14 protein-coding genes are annotated in these 16,160 nt (G+C 70.3%); 4 read left to right on the forward strand and 10 right to left on the reverse strand.

Features of this window, described 5'->3' with window-relative positions:
• Positions 1-20 precede the first annotated feature (20 nt).
• On the reverse strand, positions 21-1,301 hold the full coding sequence (gene eno / locus I6I07_RS21710; protein WP_198483666.1) for a phosphopyruvate hydratase: 1,281 nt from the start codon (positions 1,299-1,301) through the stop codon (positions 21-23).
• A gap of 203 nt (positions 1,302-1,504) precedes the next feature.
• On the opposite strand from eno, the gene I6I07_RS21715 reads away from it, so the two are divergent.
• The 3 genes from I6I07_RS21715 (at position 1,505) to sodC (ending at position 4,492) form a co-directional block, all read left to right on the forward strand.
• Entirely contained in the window at positions 1,505-2,374 is an 870-nt protein-coding gene (locus I6I07_RS21715) for a LysR substrate-binding domain-containing protein (protein WP_198483667.1), read from the forward strand.
• A gap of 144 nt (positions 2,375-2,518) precedes the next feature.
• Complete coding sequence (locus I6I07_RS21720; RefSeq protein WP_198487624.1) at positions 2,519-3,763, forward strand: DUF445 domain-containing protein; 1,245 nt, start codon at positions 2,519-2,521, stop codon at positions 3,761-3,763.
• A gap of 201 nt (positions 3,764-3,964) precedes the next feature.
• Positions 3,965-4,492: a superoxide dismutase family protein gene (gene sodC / locus I6I07_RS21725; RefSeq protein ID WP_054434807.1), complete on the forward strand. Its 528-nt coding sequence runs from the start codon at positions 3,965-3,967 to the stop codon at positions 4,490-4,492.
• Between the two features lie 55 nt (positions 4,493-4,547).
• Here the strand turns inward: sodC and I6I07_RS21730 are convergent, their stop codons facing one another.
• The 6 genes from I6I07_RS21730 to I6I07_RS21755 form a co-directional block, all read right to left on the reverse strand.
• Positions 4,548-5,189, reverse strand: coding sequence for a glutathione S-transferase family protein (locus I6I07_RS21730; protein ID WP_198483668.1), 642 nt, complete (start codon positions 5,187-5,189; stop codon positions 4,548-4,550).
• A 150-nt stretch (positions 5,190-5,339) separates the two neighbouring features.
• Positions 5,340-6,560 carry an MFS transporter gene (locus I6I07_RS21735; protein WP_198483669.1) on the reverse strand — a complete coding sequence of 407 codons (1,221 nt, stop codon included), beginning with the start codon at positions 6,558-6,560 and terminating at the stop codon, positions 5,340-5,342.
• Between the two features lie 104 nt (positions 6,561-6,664).
• Positions 6,665-7,456: a type I methionyl aminopeptidase gene (gene map, locus I6I07_RS21740; RefSeq protein ID WP_198483670.1), complete on the reverse strand. Its 792-nt coding sequence runs from the start codon at positions 7,454-7,456 to the stop codon at positions 6,665-6,667.
• Positions 7,457-7,702: a ParD-like family protein gene (locus I6I07_RS21745; protein ID WP_054434814.1), complete on the reverse strand. Its 246-nt coding sequence runs from the start codon at positions 7,700-7,702 to the stop codon at positions 7,457-7,459. It lies immediately after the preceding gene.
• Positions 7,703-7,791: 89 nt separating this feature from the next.
• Positions 7,792-8,943 carry a PAAR domain-containing protein gene (locus tag I6I07_RS31745; protein WP_232625682.1) on the reverse strand — a complete coding sequence of 384 codons (1,152 nt, stop codon included), beginning with the start codon at positions 8,941-8,943 and terminating at the stop codon, positions 7,792-7,794.
• A 36-nt stretch (positions 8,944-8,979) separates the two neighbouring features.
• Positions 8,980-9,231: a hypothetical protein gene (locus I6I07_RS21755; protein WP_198483671.1), complete on the reverse strand. Its 252-nt coding sequence runs from the start codon at positions 9,229-9,231 to the stop codon at positions 8,980-8,982.
• A 176-nt stretch (positions 9,232-9,407) separates the two neighbouring features.
• Between I6I07_RS21755 and tssA the strand changes: the two genes are divergently transcribed.
• Positions 9,408-10,520, forward strand: a complete 1,113-nt coding sequence (tssA, locus tag I6I07_RS21760; RefSeq protein WP_198483672.1) for a type VI secretion system protein TssA — start codon at positions 9,408-9,410, stop codon at positions 10,518-10,520.
• 100 nt (positions 10,521-10,620) lie between these two features.
• Here tssA and I6I07_RS21765 read toward each other — a convergent pair whose 3' ends face one another.
• Genes I6I07_RS21765 through tssM form a run of 3 tightly spaced genes read right to left on the reverse strand, consistent with a single transcriptional unit; the run spans position 10,621 to position 16,108 of the window.
• Positions 10,621-11,415, reverse strand: coding sequence for an OmpA family protein (locus I6I07_RS21765; RefSeq protein WP_006395422.1), 795 nt, complete (start codon positions 11,413-11,415; stop codon positions 10,621-10,623).
• Between the two features lie 2 nt (positions 11,416-11,417).
• Positions 11,418-12,401: a type VI secretion system-associated protein TagF gene (gene tagF / locus I6I07_RS21770; protein ID WP_198483673.1), complete on the reverse strand. Its 984-nt coding sequence runs from the start codon at positions 12,399-12,401 to the stop codon at positions 11,418-11,420.
• Complete coding sequence (gene tssM / locus I6I07_RS21775) at positions 12,398-16,108, reverse strand: type VI secretion system membrane subunit TssM (RefSeq protein ID WP_232626138.1); 3,711 nt, start codon at positions 16,106-16,108, stop codon at positions 12,398-12,400. The genes tagF and tssM overlap by 4 nt, the downstream gene beginning before the upstream one ends.
• Between the last annotated feature and the right edge of the window lie 52 nt (positions 16,109-16,160).

Genomic DNA, 16,160 nt, shown 5'->3' on the forward strand with positions numbered 1-16,160 from the left:
CGCCGGCGGGTCGCGGGTCCTCAGCCGCGCCGCGCCAGCGCGCCGGCGCCGGCATAGACGGCGGCCGCGCCCAGCTCGCGCTCGATGCGCAGCAGGCGGTTGTACTTGGCGGTGCGGTCGGCGCGCGACAGCGAGCCGGTCTTGATCATGCCGCAGTTGGCCGCCACCGCCAGGTCGGCGATGCTGGTGTCCTCGGTCTCGCCGGAGCGGTGCGACATGACCACGCCATAGCCGGCGCGGCGCGCCAGCGCCAGCACCCGGCCGGTCTCGCTGAGCGTGCCGATCTGGTTGATCTTGACCAGGATGGCGTTGGCCACGCCCTGTTCGATGCCGGCCTGGAACAGTTGCGGGTTGGTGCAGAACACGTCGTCGCCCACCAGCTGGCAGGCGCCGCCGAGGGTCGCGCCCAGCACCTTCCAGCCGATGGCGTCGTCCTCGGCCATGCCGTCCTCGATCGAGACGATGGGGTAGTCGCGCACCAGCCCGGCCAGGTACTGCACCTGCTGTTCGGCGTCGCGCAGCAGGTTCTCGCCGTGGTAGCGGTAGCCGTCCGGGCCGTGGAATTCGCTGGCGGCTGGGTCCAGCGCCAGCGCGATGTCGGCGCCGGGGCGCAGGCCGGCGCGCTCGATCGCGGCCATGATGAAGTCCAGCGCCTCGGGCGCGTTGCGCAGCGTGGGCGCGAAGCCGCCTTCATCGCCCACGTTGACGCTGTGGCCGGCCGCCTTGAGGGCGTGGCGCAGCGTGTGGAAGACCTCCGCGCCCATGCGCAGCGCCTCGCGGAAGCTGTCCGCGCCCACCGGCAGGATCATGAATTCCTGGAAATCCAGCGGGTTGTCGGCATGCGCGCCGCCGTTGATGATGTTGATCATCGGCGCCGGCAGGGTCTGCGCCTGCACGCCGCCGATGTGGCGCCACAGCGGCAGCCCCTGGCTGCGGGCGGCCGCGTGCGCCACCGCCAGCGACACGCCGAGCAGGGCGTTGGCGCCCAACCGGCTTTTGTCGGGCGTGCCGTCCAGTTCGATCATGATCTGGTCGATGTGGGCCTGCTGGTCGGCCGGCAGGCCCAGCAGGGCGGCGCGCAGTTCGGTATTGACCGCGCCGACCGCGCCCAGCACGCCCTTGCCCAGGTAGCGGGCGGCGTCGCCGTCGCGCCGCTCCAGGGCCTCGCGCCTGCCGGTCGAGGCGCCCGACGGCACCAGGGCCAGGCCCTGGGCGCCGTCGTCCAGGCGGACCTCGACTTCGACGGTGGGATTGCCGCGGCTGTCCAGGGCTTCGTGGGCGGCCAGGTGGGTGATGTGCATGGGGGGCTCCGTAAAGGACTTGGGAAAAAGGGAAACCGTCAGTTAATTCAAACAAGCGGCAATCGGTCCAGGCGCCCGGGCGGCCCATGCATGGGGTGGCGCGGCGTTTAGCGATTGCAATGCCGACATGCTAAAAACGGGCCTTGGATCCGACAATGCAGTTTTTCTGCTCCTTCGTCAGTTTTCCTGACAAATGACCCGCCATGCGCCAGTTGCCGCCCCTGTCCGCCGTCCGCGCCTTCGAAGCCATCGCCCGCAGCGGCTCGGTCACCCGCGCCGCCGAGGAACTGTGCCGCAGCCACGGCGCCGTCAGCCGCCATCTGCGCCTGCTGCAGGAACACGCGGGCGTGGCGCTGTTCGAGAAGGACGGCACCGGCCTGCGCCTGACGCAGGCCGGCGTCACGTTCTACGCCTCGGTGCGCGCGGCCTTCGACCAGCTTGAAAACGCCTATGAGCGCCTGGCGCGCGAATCGCAGGCGCCGGGACTGCACGTGGCTTGCAGCGCCACCTTCGCCATGCGTTGGCTGGTGCCGCAACTGGCCGTGTTCTATCGCAAGCACCCCGAGATCCGCATCCGCCTGTCGATGACCTCGGCGCGTGAAATGCGCAACGAGGGCGCCGACCTGATCCTGGCCTGGGACCTGTCCGGCTACGCCGAGGCCGACCGGCGCCAGGCCCTGGCGCTGGCGCCGGTGCGCTTCGGCGCGGTCTGCACGCCGGCCTATGCGCGCAAGAAGCCGGCCACGCGCGTGCGCATCGCCCATGAATACACCTCCAGCGCCTGGAACCAGTGGGAGGCCATCACCGGGCAGCCGGCGGCGCAAGGCGACACGCTGGCGTTTCCGCACACCCACCTGTGCATCGAGGCCGCGCTGTCGGGCCTGGGCGTGGCGCTGGTCGAACGGCGGCTGATCTCGCGCGAGTTGCAGGAAGGGCAGCTGGTGGCGCCCTACGGCTTCGTGCCGTTCGATGGCGGCCTGCGCGCGGTGCCGGCCGCCGGCCGCGCCCGCACCGCCCATGCCGATGCCTTCATCGCCTGGCTGCGCGGCGCGCTGGCCGGGCCCGAGGACTGACGGCCGCCCGGCTTGGTATGCTGGGCGGGCATTCCCGCCGGAGACCCCATGACCGATACGCCGCCTTCCGCCAGTCCGTCCTCGCCGGCCTTCGCCACCCGCTCCGCGCTGGCGTCGCAGGCGCGCCGCGCGCAGTTGCGGCGCATGAAGATCGCCGCGCTGGCCCTGCTGGTGGCGATGATCAGCGGCTTCATCACCAGCCACGTCATGGGCGGGCAGGGCGCCTGGGCCTGGGTGCGGGCCTTCTGCGAGGCCGCCACCGTGGGCGCGCTGGCCGACTGGTTCGCGGTGGTGGCGCTGTTCCGCCGGCCGATGGGCCTGCCGATTCCGCACACCGCCATCATCCCCAGCAACAAGGACCGCATCGGCGACAACCTCGCGGTGTTCGTGCGCGACCATTTCCTCGACCCCGATACGCTGATGGCGAAGCTGCGCGGCTTCGACCCGGCCGCGCGCCTGTCGCGCTGGCTGGCGCGGCCGAAGCAGGCGCACGCGCTCAGCGACGGCGCGCGGCGGGTGGCGCTGCAGACGCTGGACCTGCTGGACGACCACGCGGTGCGCGGCGTGATCCAGGAATTCGTGGTGAAGAACCTGCGGCGCTGGGACGCGGCCGGCACCGCCGGCGAGGTGCTGGGCCTGTTGACGCGCGACGGCCGCCACCAGGAACTGCTGGACGCCGCCATGGAGCGGCTGGGCGGCTACCTGGGCGACGAGGACGTCAAGGAACGCGCCTCGGCGCTGCTGGTCAAGTTCGCCCGCAAGGAATGGCCGCGCATCATCGCCGCGGTGGATGTCATCGCCTCGGTTGACGGCATCGCCGACAACCTGGCCGACCGCCTGGCGCGCGCGCTGGTGCAGGAACTGCGCGACGTGCTGTCCGAACCCCACCACCCGGTGCGGCGCGACTACGAGGCCTGGGTGCTGAACTACATCGCGCGCCTGGGCGCCGATCCGGCGCTGGCCGCGCAGGTCGAGGCCATGAAGCAGCGCGCCATCGACCACCCCAAGGTGCAGGAATACGTGCAAGGCCTGTGGGACGACATCCACGCCGCGCTGCGGCGCGACCTGAGCGACGAGCATTCGGCCCTGGCCGCGCACCTGGAGAGCGCCTTGCTGGCGCTGGCGCGCAAGCTGGGCGAAGACCCGGACCTGCGCGAGGCCATCAACAGCCACGTGCTGGGCGCGGCGCGGCGCCTGACCGGGCGGCTGCGCATCGGCGTCACCGAACACATCTCGCGCACGGTCAAGCTGTGGGACGAGCGCCACCTGGTCGACGAGCTGGAACTGAGCGTGGGGCGCGACCTGCAGTACATCCGCTTCAACGGCACCCTGGTGGGCGGCCTGATCGGCGTGCTGCTGCACGCGGCGGTGCTGCTGGCGACGGGGTAGCTTGTCGGCCAGGGGGGGATCCCGTCAACCGTCGCGGATTTGCGGACGTATCCGATGTATCAGGAGCGAAGATTGCTGGCGAAGCGCCGCGGCGCGGTGCTATTGTCTTTGGCAGTCTGCGGGCCTGGTCACAGGTTCCGGGACGACCGCCGCCCCGTCGGGCGGCTCGCATCACGCGCATCACTCCCAGGAGGAAAGTCCATGAAGAAACTCTCGATTCTCGTTGCAACGCTGGCGCTGGCCGGCGTCTCGGCCGTAGTTCAGGCCGAGAGCGTCACGATGTCGTTCCTGAACGATGACGGCTCCGTGGGCAAAAGCGCGGGCACGGTCGCGCTGGAGCAGACCAAGGAAGGCCTGAAGTTCACGCCCAAGCTGACGGGCCTGCCGCCGGGCGAACACGGCTTCCATGTCCACGAAAAGGGGTCATGTGAAGCGACCACGGTCGACGGCAAGGTGATGCCGGGCGGCGCCGCGGGTGGCCACCTCGACCCGTTCAACACCAAGGCGCACAAGGGCCCCCTGGCCACCGATGGCCATCTGGGCGATCTGCCTTTCATCACCGTGGGCGCCGATGGCAGCGCCAAGACCGCCGTGGTGGCGCCGCGCCTGAAAATGGCCGACGTGAAGCAGCGCGCGCTGATGATCCACGTTGGTGCGGACAACTACAGTGATACCCCCAAGCCGCTGGGCGGCGGGGGCGGGCGCATGATCTGCGGCGTGATCAAGTAAGTGGCAGGCCACCGCGCGCCGCCGGGCGTGGCGGTCTGGCTGGGCCGGACCGCCGCTAGGCGGTGCCGTTGCGGCCGTGGGCGCGGTAGCCCGGCCGCTCGGCCAGCCGGTCGTAGTAGGCGGCCACCGCCGGCAGCTCGGGCCGCAGGGCGCTGTCCAGCGGCGTGGCGAACCAGCGGTTGACCGACAGGCCGATGGCGATGTCGGCCAGCGTGAAGGCCTCGCCGGCCACGTAGGCGCCGGTGTCACGCAGGCGCTGTTCCAGGATTCCCATGAAGTGCGCCCAGTCGCGGCTCGAGGCCTCGATGGCGGCGGCATCCCGGTGCGCCGGCGACTGCCGCGCCAACGCCAGGAAGGCGTAGCTCCACGACCGGTTCAGGTCGGTCGCCTGCCAATCCATCCACTGATCGACCCGGGCGCGAAGCCTGGCGTTGGCCGGATACAGCGGATGCACCGCGTCGCCGCCATATTGGTTGGCCAGGTAGCGGATGATGCTGTTCGATTCCCACAGCACGAAGTCGCCGTCGCGCAGCACCGGCACCATGGCGTTCGGATTGAGCGCCAGGAAGGCCGCGTCGGCCGTCGGGCGAAAGCCCGCGCCCCAGTCCTCGCGCGTGAACGGCAGGTCCAGTTCGACACAGGTCCAGAGGACCTTGCGGACGTTGATGGAAGAGGCTTTTCCCAGGATGTTCAGCATGATGGCGGCGAGGGGTGGCGTCGGGCGAGGCGCCGCGGGCGGCGGCCTCGATGGCAGGCCAGTCTAGCGGCCGCCGCTGGCCGCCGCCAGATACAGATCCGTCCCTGCGGGACCGCAACAGAAGGTCCCGGCGCCGCCGCGTGGCGTCGTTCAACCCGCCACGGTTTCCGGCTGGCGGCTCAGCCGCGCCACCGGGGAAGCCAGCAGCACCACGAATTGGGCGGCAAAGCCGACGCTGGACAACCACAGGCAGGCATCCATGCCCAGCCGCGCCGCCAGGGTCGCGCCGATCAGGGCGCCCACCGGCCGCGCGCCGAATGTCGCCGTGACGATCACGGCCGAGACCCGGCCCAGCAGCGCGTTGGGCGTGACCGCCTGGCGCAGCGTGGTGGTGGCGATGGTCCACAGGATCGGCCCGGCGCCGAACAGGAACAGGCCGACGCCGGCCCAGGCGCCCGCCGGCCAGGCCAGCGTCGACAGCAGGATGAGGCTGGCGGCCAGCGCGCAGGTGGGGCCGGCCGCGATCATCGCGCCGAACGACAGGCGCGCCGCCAGCCATGGCGCGGCCAGGGCCCCGGCCAGCATGCCGGCGCCGTAGATGCCCAGCGTCGCGCCCACGCCGGCGGCGGTCAGGCCCAGGCGCTCCACCGCGTAGACCACGTAGACGGCCTGCAGCACGAACCAGGCGGTGTTGAAGCACACCGCCGTCACCAGCACCGGCCGCAGCAAGGGATGCGCCGCCACGAACGCGGCGCCTTCGCGCAGTTCGCGCCCCAGGTGGCGCCGCGCCGCCGCGCGCGGCGGCTCAGAAGGCAGGCCCGCCAGCAGTCCCGCCGCCAGCAGCGACAGCAGGGTGGCCAGGCCGTAGGCGACGGCGGCGCCGATGCCGCCGACCAGCGCGCCGCCCAGCGCCGGCCCGGCCGAGAACGCCGCGCTGCGCGCCAGTTCCAGCCAGCGGTTGGCCTGCGCCAGCTGGGTCGCCGGCAGCAGCGTCGGCACCAGCGCGGGCGCGGCGACGTTGTAGGCCACCGTGCCGACCGCGCCCAGGAAGCCCAGCACCGCCAGCGCGGCCAGGTTCAGTCCGTCCACCGCCAGCAGCGCCAGCAGGCCCAGCAGGCTGGCGGCGCGCGCGCATTCGGCGGCGGTCATCAGGGTGCGGCGCGCGATCCGGTCGGCCAGCACCCCGGCGGGCAGTGACAGCAGCAGGAAGGGCAGGGTCTGGGCGGTCTGCAGATAGCCGGTCTGGGCGGCGTTGGCGCCCAGCGCCAGCACCGCCACCAGCGGCGCCGCCGCCAGGGCGATCTGTTCGGAGCATTGGGCGGCCAGGTTGGAGGCGGCCAGGCGGCGGAACGCCGCGGGCAGGGCGGGCATGGAGGCAACGGCCGGCGGGGCCGCGAAAACGACGAGGGCCCGATCATGACCGGGCCCCGCGCGCGTCGCACTCCGTTAATTGCCGTCGCCGGCCAGAAGAGGCGTCAGGGAATCGGCGGGTAGTCGCCGAAGCCGTCCGGCCAGGACGTCAGCACTTCGTAGCCGGTGTCGGTGACGACCACCATGTGTTCCCACTGCGCCGATAGCGAGCGGTCCTTGGTGACCACCGTCCAGCCGTCGGGCAGCTGCTTGCTCTGCGGCTTGCCGGCGTTGATCATGGGCTCGATCGTGAACATCATGCCCGGCTGCAGCACCAGGCCCTCGCCGGGGCGGCCGTAGTGCAGCACCTGCGGCTCGTCGTGGTAGATCTGGCCGATGCCGTGGCCGCAGTATTCGCGCACGATGCTGAAGTGCTCGCGGTGCGCGACCGTCTGGATGGCGTGGCCGATGTCGCCCAGCGTGGCGCCGGGCCTGACCGCCATGATGCCGGCGCGCATGGCCTCGTAGGTGGTGGCGACCAGGCGCCGCGCCAGCGGGCTGGGCTGGCCGACGAAGTACATGCGGCTGGTGTCGCCGTACCAGCCGTCCTTGATGACGGCCACGTCGATGTTGAGGATGTCGCCGTTCTTGAGCACCTTGGCCGACGGGATGCCGTGGCAGATCACGTGGTTGGCCGAGGCGCAGATGGTCTTGGGAAAGCCGTGATAGCCGACGTTGGCCGGGATCGCCTGCTGCACGTTGACGATGTAGTCGTGGCAGATGCGGTCGAGCTCGTCGGTGGTGACGCCGGGGCGCACGTGCTCGGCGATCATGTGCAGCACGTCCGCCGCCAGGGCGCCGGCCTGGCGGGCCATGGCGATGTCGGCGGCGGATTTGATGGAAACCTTGCGCGCCATTTACGCGGCCTCCTGCTGGCCGGTGGGCGCCTGCCCCTGGGACAGGGCCGCAATGCTGAAGCCCTCCGCCTGTTCGATGCGGATCAGCAGTTGGCAGATGTCGGCGTGGCGCAGCTCGGGGTAGAGCTCGGACAGCATGCCGATGCGCATCCAGTGCTCGGCCTGCGAGTTGATCGAGCGGCTCAGCGCGCTGCTGGCCACGCGCAGGTTCTCGTGCATCTGCTCGGAAATCTTGACGATGCCCATAGTGAATGTTCCATATATGGTTTGTATATGGAACGTATGTTATCTCACCGCCGGGCCCGGACGCAAATCGCCCCGCCGTGGCGCGCCCGTCAGGCTGGCTGGGAGGCGGGGGCCTTGTCCAGCAGGTCCATCGCGTCCAGCTGGCGGTAGCGCGCCGGGTAGATCGAGCGCGCGTAGTCCTCGCAGGGCGTGCCCTGGGTGGCGATGGCCATCACCACGAATTCGGCGAAGTCCTCGGGCGGGCCGGCCTTGGCGTAGTCCGACGGGAAATTGCCGTCGGCCTTGGCGGCGGCGCCCCAGGCCTTCATGTCGACGCGGGCGTTGTTGGCGTAGCTGTGGGCCAGTTCGTGCAGCACGGCGTGGTCGATCATCGCCTGGTCGCCCGACATGCTGTAGAGCGTGATGCGCGAGAACATCGTCTCGCCCACCGTGTGCGTCTCGCGCGTCGGATCGGCCCAGGGCGGGCCCTTTACCACCTGCGCGTTGAGCCGCGTGATGCGGTCTTCCAGCGCCATGCCCTTGGCCAGGCGGATCTGCAGGTCGCGCCCCTGCAGCATCGCCTTGGGGGCGATGCCCAGGCTCTTGGCGACCTGTTCCGGTTGTGGCTGCGGTTCCTCGGTCAGGCGCTCGGTGAATTCCTGCGGCCGGCGCTGCATCAGGTCGCCAGTCCAGAGCGGATCGCGCGGCTCCAGCACCACCGGTACGCGCTGTCCGGCGGGCCAGGCTTCATACATGACGCACTTGTCGTCACCCGCGCGCGCCAGGTTGGCGGGCGGCTGGTAGGCCGACGGGCCGGTCAGCTTCACCGGGACGCGCTTGGCGTCGAACATCGCCTCGGTCAGCTTGAGCGTGTCCTGCACCTGAGCGCATTTCGCCGGCGCGTCCTGCGCCGCGATCGGCGCGGCCGCGGCCAGCGCGCCGGCCTGCAGCGCCTGGGGCGCGTCGTTCACGCCCGAGCCGCCGCCGTCGCCGCCGCCATGTTCGAGCTGGTAGAACTGCTGGCTGGCGATGAGCGTGGCGCCGCAGGAAGTCTTCATGCCTTCGAGCGCCGTGCGGCGGTCGGAGCTGACGCTCTGCACGCCTTCGACGATGGTGTGCTGGCCCGGGCACTTGGGGCAGGTGACGCGGTCGCCCACGCGCGCCATGGGCTGGCCGAAGATCTGCACGGATTCATCCCCGGTCACCACCACGCCGCCGTGCGACGTGCGGTCACCCTTGCGTATTACGGATCGCTGCGCCATGGCCGCCCGTTGCTCCCAGATGAAGGTTAAGTCTGCTTACAGATAGGTGCCGTCAGGCGCCATGCGCGGCGGGCCCACGACGAAGCTGCCATCGGGCGCCATGCGCACCGGGCCGCCGCTGCCGAGGTAGCGGCCATCGGGCGCGCGCTGCGGCGTGCCGGCCACGTAGGTGCCGTCCGGCGCGCGGGTGATGGGCCCGCCGTCGCCGACGTAGGTGCCATCGGGGCAGCGCCGCGGCGTGCCGTTGATAAAGCGGCCGTTGGGCATCATGTGGAATGACTTGTTCATCGCGACTCCCTGTGTTTGGAGAGCTTGCATGATAGCGATGGTCCCTGATGCGTTTTGTAATAGGGCGTGTCATGTTCCAACGTAACGCCGTTACAGATATGGGATCATCGCTGCTTTCGCCGCCGGGCCATGCGCCGCTTGCGCATGGCTCGCCACCCGCAACGACACAAGACACTATGAGCGATATCGACGCACTGCTGCAGCCCATTCCGGGCGAGGCGCCTTGTGGCGCCGACATGGTCTTTTCGGCCGAATTCGATGCCATCCGCGAGGCCCGCCGCCATGACGACCCGCACCTGGACCAGGGCGACTGGGTCATCGACATCAAGGAAGCCGACTGGCCGCAGGTGGTCCGCATCTGCACCGAGGTGCTGACCGAGCGCAGCAAGGACGTGCGCGTGGCCGCCTGGCTGGCCGAGGCCTGGGCCAAGACCCGCGGCTTTGCCGGCCTGCGCGATGGCTTCCTGCTGGTGGACGGCCTGTGCCGGCGCTATTGGGACGGCCTGCATCCGGTGCCCGACGAGGGCGACGTGCAGCAGCGCGTGGGCAACCTGGCGTGGCTGCTGGCGCGTTCGCAGCAGCTGGTGCGCGAACTGCCGTTGACGCAGTCCGAGGGCGGACGCTTCGGCGCGGTGCTGTGGGACAGCGCCTCGCAACTGGCCAACGCCATCAAGCGCACGCCGCAGAACGCCGCCGACATGTCGCGCGGCAAGGTCACGCTGGAGCAGTTCGACGCCGCGCGCCGCGATACGCCGCCGGCGTTCTATTCCGAGCTGGAAAGCCAATTGCAGAGCTGCTTCGGCGCGGTCGACGTGCTGGAGTTGACGCTGACCGAGCGCCTGGGCGACGAAGGCCCGGCCATCACGCCGGTGCGCACCGCCCTGAAGGACGTGACCGAACTGGTGCATCGCTTCGCCCGCGAGGCCGGCCTGCTGGTGCGCGCCGACCTGGCGCCGGCGCCGGCCGCGCAGGCCGCGCCGTCCGCCGGCGCGCCCATCACCCGCATGGAGCCCACCTTGACCGCTGCCGACCTTCCGCCCACGGCCCCCGCGGCCACGCGTGGCCCGCTGCAAACGCGCGACCAGGCCCTGGCGCAACTGCGCGAAGTGGCCGAGTTCTTCCGCCGCACCGAACCGCACAGCCCCGTGGCCTATCTGGCCGACAAGGCCGCCAGCTGGGGCGAGATGTCGCTGCACCTGTGGCTGCGCACCGTGGTCAAGAACGGCGAGGCGCTGTCGGGCCTGGAAGAGCTGCTGGGCGTGCCCAAGCCGCCGGAGAACAACGGCTGAAGGCAAGCCCCGGGCGATGGCCGCGATGGCCATCGCCGGATAGCAGCGCGGGCGGGGCGCCGCCACGCCCTGCGTGACGGCATCAACGCGCGGCCGCCGCTCAGCGGCTGGCGCGGAATTCGATGCGGCGGTTCTTGGCGCGGCCCTCGGCCGTGGCGTTGGTGGCCACCGGCTGGTCCGGCCCCGCGCCCAACGTCTCGAAGCGGCCGGGCGGCAGCCCCTTGTCCACCAGATAGGCCCTGACCGCGTCGGCGCGCGCCTGGCTCAGGGCCAGGTTGGTGCTGCGGCTGCCGGAGCTGTCGGTGTGGCCGATGATCTGCACCTTGTCGCTGTGCAGCTTGGGAATCACGTCGGCCACCTGGTCGAGCAGCTCGCGTCCGCGCGCCGTCAGCGTGGCGCTGCCGGTCTCGAATTCCACCACGCGGTTGGTCAGCACCTTGTCCAGCAATCCCTGTTCGTCCTTGCCGGCGGCCACGCGCAGGCCGTTGACGATCTTGTAGGTTGGATTGAGCGAGGTGGCGAAGGTGCTGGCGATCTGCTGGCGCGAGGCCTCGTTCTGCACTTCGCCCTGCAGGCGGATCTGGGTGCCATCCACTTCCAGCTGGCCGCGGTTGATCTGCTTGAGCGGCTGGCCGATCAGCTTGCCCACGTGTTCGGACCAGTTGGGGGGCGCGACCACGCCGCCGACCTCGATCTGGTCGATGACGTTGCCCACGCCGTAGACCTGCTGCAGCCGCGCCAGCACGTCGGCCTTGGTGGCCTCGTCGGGGACGGCGCCGCTGGCCACCACCTGGCCGGGCTGTGGAATCACGTTGGCGGGGACGACGGTGGCGGCGTCCTGCGCCGCCGCGGCGCACGAGAACAGCGCCGCCATGATCAGGAGAGAGACGCGCATGGTCAGGCTCCGGTGAAGACTTCGAGATAGGTGTCGAGCGCCATGCGCAAGGACAGCCGCGGTTGGTCCAGATAGCTGGACAGCTTGGCCAGGCCGTGGCTGGCCGACACGTGGTTGCGCACCCAGGGCGCGTCTTCCAGCACGATGTGCTGTTCGGCGAAGGCCTGCGGCGTCGACAGCAGGCTGGCCAGGGTTTGCGGCGAGGCGCCGCGAAAGCCCGCCACCAGGCGATGCTTGCCGCCGATGCGGCCGATGAACACCGCGATCTCGAAATCCGCGCGCGCCAGGAACGGCGCGATCAGCGTCATCCAGTACGACGCCACCAGGTTGATGTAGAGCGGGTCGTCGGGCAGCGGCAGCGCCAGCCCGCGATCGAGCTGCGACGAGCCGCTGGACATGACCGGTTCCAGCAGGATGCCCAGCGCCAGGACGATGTCGTGCACGTTGGCCGCATGGCCGTTGCCGCGCAGCATGGCCTGCAGCCGTTCGACGGTCTGCAGGTCGACGAAGGCATCGAAGCCGTCGTCGGCCTCGGTGCGGATCTCGCCCTCCAGTTCGTTCAGGGTCTGCAGCGCCGGGCCGGGATCGGCATCGGTCATCAGCAGCGAGGCTGCGCCGCTCATGCGGTTCCACAGGCGGCTGAAGGCCATCGGGCTGCGGGCGATGAACGCCAGCGGCCGCTGCACTTCGACCGAGGTCGCCGACAGGAACGGAAAGCGCCGGCCCGACTGGTCACGGCTGGGTTGCAGATGGCCGGCGATGGCCAGCTTGCCGCGCGAGCCGAGGATGGCGAACGGCATCGGCTCGGCCTCGTCGTACAGCGTCTTCCAGTGCGGGTCCTGGGCCAGCAGCTCCATGGTGTGGGCGACCCAGCCGTCCAGCGTGCTCATCAGCTGCGGATGCGAGGTGTTCTTGACGAAGTCGCCGCGCGCCGGGATCTTGCCGAAGTAGGCCGTGCGGAACAGGGGGGACTGCGGGTTGCTCATTGCGGCGCTCCGGGTCGCGTCTGGGCGGAGGAGGATTCGGACGTGGTGCCCACCACGGAGGAGGGCAGGCGCAGGTTGCGCAGGCCCTGGCTGCCGCCGGGCTCGCTGCCGCCGGCGCCGGGCGCCTGGGCGTTGCTGATGATGCGCAGCTTGACCGGCACGGTCACGTTCGACTTGCCCCAGCTCATGTTGAAGCTGCCGTCCGCGTTGGAGGTGCGCTGGGCGGTCGCGATCAGGCGTTCCAGGCCGAAGCGGCCCGGTTCGTTGACGATCTCGACCACGCTGCCGTCGAAGGTGGTGGCGGTGATGCGCGCGCCGGGCGCGCCCTGCGCATTGGGCCAGACGAAGTTGACCCATTGCGGCGGCGTGTTGCGGTAGCGCAGCTGCTGGCCGTCGATCTCGATGGTGTACTCGGTCACGCCCGAGGCCGGCTTGGGCTGGATCTGGAACAGCGTCTGCGGCTGGCTGGCCGCGCCGGCGCCGGCCGCGCCGCCGGACAGCGGCGCCACCCACTGCGCGAAGTTGGCGGTGAAGGTCGGCTGCAGGCTGACGCCCATGTCGCCCCAGGTGCGCGCCGTCAGGATGTCGCCGCGGCGCACGGTCAGCGGGCCGAGGGTGTCGTTGACGTACTTGGCGATGCTGCCCTGCGGGCCGAACACCTGCCCGATCTCGTCGCTGCTGGCTTCGACGCTGGCGCGCGAGGCGAACGGATACTTCTCGGCCAGGGTCTGGTTGAACGGCTGGTAGATCTGCGCGTTCCAGACCTTGTTCAGCTCGGACTCGGCCGGCTGCATCGCCACGGCGTAGGCCTGGATCAGCGGCCGCACCAGCAGCGGGCGCAGCGTCTCGCGCTGGGTCGCCGACAGGCCCGCCAGCATCTGCTCGTCGACCAGCTTGAGCGCGTCGGCCAGCTCCGAATCCTTGCCTTCCAGCGTCTGGCGCAGCAGCACCAGCGAGCCGGGGCCGGGGTCGCCCTGGTTGTTGAGCAGGTTGAAGCGCGTGCGGATCTTGGACAGCGCGCCCATGTAGTTGCCCAGCAGCGACTGGTTCTCGCGCGTCACCACCAGGCGCGCCACGTCCGAGAACTCGCGGCCCACCGGGCCCATCGGGATGGCCTCGCCGTTGGCGGTGGTGGTGGCCGCGGGCGCCGGCGGCGTCTGCCGCAGGATCACGCGCTTGAACCAGCCGACCACGCCGCTCTGCGCCTGCTGCAGCCCGGCGTTGACCAGCGAGGGGTTGTCCCACGAGGTCTGCTCATAGGCAGTGTTGATGAGCTTGGCGATGGGCGAGGTCTGCGGATCGCCCAGGCGGTTCATCGCGCCCACCGATTGCTCGAAGCTGGTGAACGGCTTGATGGTCACGCCGCGCAGGAACTTCTGCCATTCCTGGGCGTATTCCATCTTGTACATGGTCGCCAGGCTCTTCTGGATCTGCTCGGGGCTGCCGTCCAGCGTCAGGTCATCGCGCGCGTTCACGCCCAGCACCCAGTCGCTGGTCTGCACTTCCTTCTTGGCGGCCTCGTTGATGGCGGGCTGGATGTATTGCTCCCAGGCCTCGCGGGTGAAGGTGCCGGGAATGGCGTAGCTGCCGGCCACCACGCCGGCGTCGTTCTCGCCGACGATGCGCGCCACCGTCATGGTCTGGAAGCGCGTGGCGGCGCGCGCCTTGAGCGTGGCGTAGGCGCGTTCGCGCGCCGGCATGCCCTGCATCACGGCGCGCAGGCTGGCGCGGGTCTTCTCGACCAGCGCCAGGTTGGTGTCGATCTGCGGCCAGCCGGCGTCGGGCGCGCGGCTGACGTAGAACGAGATCAGGCGCTCGGCGCTGCGGATCAGCTGGTCGCGCGGCATGGCGCCGCGGTTGGTCTCCAGCCAGCCGCGCCAGAAGCGCGTGATCTGGTCGGACAGGTGGGTGGGGTCGACGTGCTGGCGATTGGCCATCATCAGGTACGTCTTGAGCGCGTTGTAGGCGTCGTCGGCGTTGGTCGGCGAGGCGTCCTGGAACAGCGTGTCGCCGCCCGCGGCATGCGCGGCGCGCAGCGCCTGCGGCGCCGGCTTGGGCGCGCCGCCGGCCGCCGCGGCGCCGGACATGTCGACCTTGGCCAGGAAGTCCTCCAGGCTGACCTTGACCGGGCTCAGCATGAACTGGCGCGCGCCGTTGTAGTACTCGGCCAGCAGGCGTTCCTTGAGCACGTCGCCCTGGTACAGGCCCAGGCCCAGCGACCACGGGCGGCTGGCCGAATAGCGGTCCAGCTGCTCGATGCGGTCCTGCAGGATCTCCATGGCCTCCAGGCGGCTCTGCAGGTCGGTGCGTTCGCTCTGCAGCCGCACCACCTTGTCCAGGTCGGCCTGCACGTTCTGCGCCAGTTGGCGGTTGCCCAGATACGACCAGCTCCAGCCGCCCAGCACCAGGCCCAGCGCCAGCACCAGGCCGAAGAAGGTCAGGTAGCGCATGCGGGTCTTGGCCGGGCTGGCGTGCTGGCGCACCAGTTTCTTGTCGGCGAAGATCACGCTGGAAAAGAGGTCGCGCAGGAAGAAACCGTTGTGCGACGACACGTTGCGGGCCTGGCCGCGCGCGGCCGGGCGCAGGTCGAAGCGCTCGGCCAGCCGCTCGGTCGAGGTGCTTTGCGAGACGCCTTCCTGCAGCGCGCTGGTGAAGTAGAAGCCGCGGAACACCGGCTTGTACTGGAACGGGTTGGTCTCGAACAGCGTCGACAGGAAGGTGCGCAGCGCCGGCTTGATGCCGGCGAATTCCAGCGGGAAGGTCAGCAGCCCCGGCGGCAGGTCGCGGTTGTTGCGCAGCGAGATCTGCGCCGTTCCCATTTCCTTGAGGCCTTCGTACAGCTCGTCGAAGCGTTCGTCGAACAGGGCCAGCACGTCGCGGTTCTCTTCCGCGCCGTAGGGCAGGGTGGCGCCCCAGACGCGGTCGCGCTCGCGCTGGTCGCTGTCCGAGAAGAACTCGCTGAAGCCCGAGATCAGGTCGGCCTTGGTGAAGATGATGTAGACCGGCGCGAACACCTCCAGCCGGTCGGTCAGTTCCTGCACGCGCTGGCGCAGGTTCTTGGCCAGGTTGATGGCGAACTCGGGGCCCGCGCCGGTCAGTTCGTCGATGCTGGCGGCGACGATGATGCCGTTGATCGGCGCCTTGGGGCGATGGCGCTTGAGCAGGTCGAGGAACCCCATCCACTCGTTGCGGTCTTCCTCGTGCACCGAATAGCGGCCGGCCGTGTCCAGCAGGATGCCCTCGGTGGTGAAGAACCAGTCGCAGTTGCGGGTGCCGCCCACGCCGCGCACCGCCGCGCCGTTCTTGTCGGCGAAGGGGAACTGCAGGCCCGAGTTGATGACCGCGCTGCTCTTGCCCGCGGCCGGGTTGCCGATCACGATGTACCAGGGCAGCTCGTACAGGGCTTCGTTGCCCGAGACCTGGCCGATCTTGGAGGTCTTGATGGTGCGCACCGCCTGCGCCAGCCGCGTGCGCAGCGCGTCCACGTCGCCGCGGTTGGCGGCGGCCGCGCCGGTCTGCACCTGCTGCTCCAGCATGTCGCCCAGGTTCTTGTTGGCGCGCCGCGCGCGCCGCCGGCGCCACAGGTAGGCGCACAGCCACAGGAACAGGAAGATGCCCAGCGCGATGCCGGCCCACGCCAGGCCGATCTCGACCGTGTCGGCGAACAGGAACAGGAACACGATCAGGGCGATCAGGCCGAGCGCCATGAACAGGCGCGGGCTGCCGAGCGCGCGCGATGTCCAATGTCGGCCTTCGCTC

Origin of the sequence: Achromobacter deleyi (assembly GCF_016127315.1) — a bacterium.
GTDB classification, from domain to species: Bacteria; Pseudomonadota; Gammaproteobacteria; order Burkholderiales; family Burkholderiaceae_B; genus Achromobacter; species Achromobacter insuavis_A.

Excerpts from the sequence above, each read along its gene's own strand:
- I6I07_RS21720 (WP_198487624.1), top strand. The coding sequence starts at position 2,519 with ATGAAGATCGCCGCGCTGGCCCTGCTGGTGGCGATGATCAGCGGCTTC.
- tagF (WP_198483673.1), bottom strand. The coding sequence starts at position 12,401 with ATGAGCAACCCGCAGTCCCCCCTGTTCCGCACGGCCTACTTCGGCAAG.
- I6I07_RS21730 (WP_198483668.1), bottom strand. The coding sequence starts at position 5,189 with ATGCTGAACATCCTGGGAAAAGCCTCTTCCATCAACGTCCGCAAGGTC.
- I6I07_RS21715 (WP_198483667.1), top strand. The coding sequence starts at position 1,505 with ATGCGCCAGTTGCCGCCCCTGTCCGCCGTCCGCGCCTTCGAAGCCATC.
- map (WP_198483670.1), bottom strand. The coding sequence starts at position 7,456 with ATGGCGCGCAAGGTTTCCATCAAATCCGCCGCCGACATCGCCATGGCC.
- sodC (WP_054434807.1), top strand. The coding sequence starts at position 3,965 with ATGAAGAAACTCTCGATTCTCGTTGCAACGCTGGCGCTGGCCGGCGTC.
- I6I07_RS21755 (WP_198483671.1), bottom strand. The coding sequence starts at position 9,231 with ATGAACAAGTCATTCCACATGATGCCCAACGGCCGCTTTATCAACGGC.
- I6I07_RS31745 (WP_232625682.1), bottom strand. The coding sequence starts at position 8,943 with ATGGCGCAGCGATCCGTAATACGCAAGGGTGACCGCACGTCGCACGGC.
- tssA (WP_198483672.1), top strand. The coding sequence starts at position 9,408 with ATGAGCGATATCGACGCACTGCTGCAGCCCATTCCGGGCGAGGCGCCT.
- eno (WP_198483666.1), bottom strand. The coding sequence starts at position 1,301 with ATGCACATCACCCACCTGGCCGCCCACGAAGCCCTGGACAGCCGCGGC.
- I6I07_RS21735 (WP_198483669.1), bottom strand. The coding sequence starts at position 6,560 with ATGCCCGCCCTGCCCGCGGCGTTCCGCCGCCTGGCCGCCTCCAACCTG.
- tssM (WP_232626138.1), bottom strand. The coding sequence starts at position 16,108 with ATGGCGCTCGGCCTGATCGCCCTGATCGTGTTCCTGTTCCTGTTCGCC.
- I6I07_RS21765 (WP_006395422.1), bottom strand. The coding sequence starts at position 11,415 with ATGCGCGTCTCTCTCCTGATCATGGCGGCGCTGTTCTCGTGCGCCGCG.
- I6I07_RS21745 (WP_054434814.1), bottom strand. The coding sequence starts at position 7,702 with ATGGGCATCGTCAAGATTTCCGAGCAGATGCACGAGAACCTGCGCGTG.